Annotated in this window: 1 protein-coding gene; it reads left to right on the top strand. The window is 43.2% G+C overall.

The window, feature by feature from the left end; genetic code table 11:
* Window positions 1-257 (top strand): phage integrase central domain-containing protein (locus AAEY68_RS21295; protein WP_502935720.1); only part of this gene is annotated, 257 nt, incomplete at both ends.

Here is a 257-nt window from a genome sequence, read left to right as displayed (position 1 = left end):
CCTACAATTAGCCTTAGTGAAGCCAGAATTAAGCGCCAAGAGGCGACTGAACTAGTAAAAGAAGGTAAACATCCAACGACAATCAGACAGTCTCGAAAGGTTAACAACGAATGGGAAAGCGTTAATACCTTTCAAGCGTTGGCGCATGAGTGGATAGAAAAGAATAAGTCCAAGTGGTCCGAAAACTACAAGCGCCAGATTGAAATCAATTTACGGCGTTATGTGTTTCCGTCAATTGGCAAGCTGCCAATCAAGTC

Source organism: Pseudoalteromonas sp. RB2-MNA-CIBAN-0110 (assembly GCF_040309305.1).
Classification (GTDB): Bacteria; Pseudomonadota; Gammaproteobacteria; order Enterobacterales; family Alteromonadaceae; genus Pseudoalteromonas; species Pseudoalteromonas arctica.
This window is presented reverse-complemented; position numbering and strand designations above follow the sequence as displayed.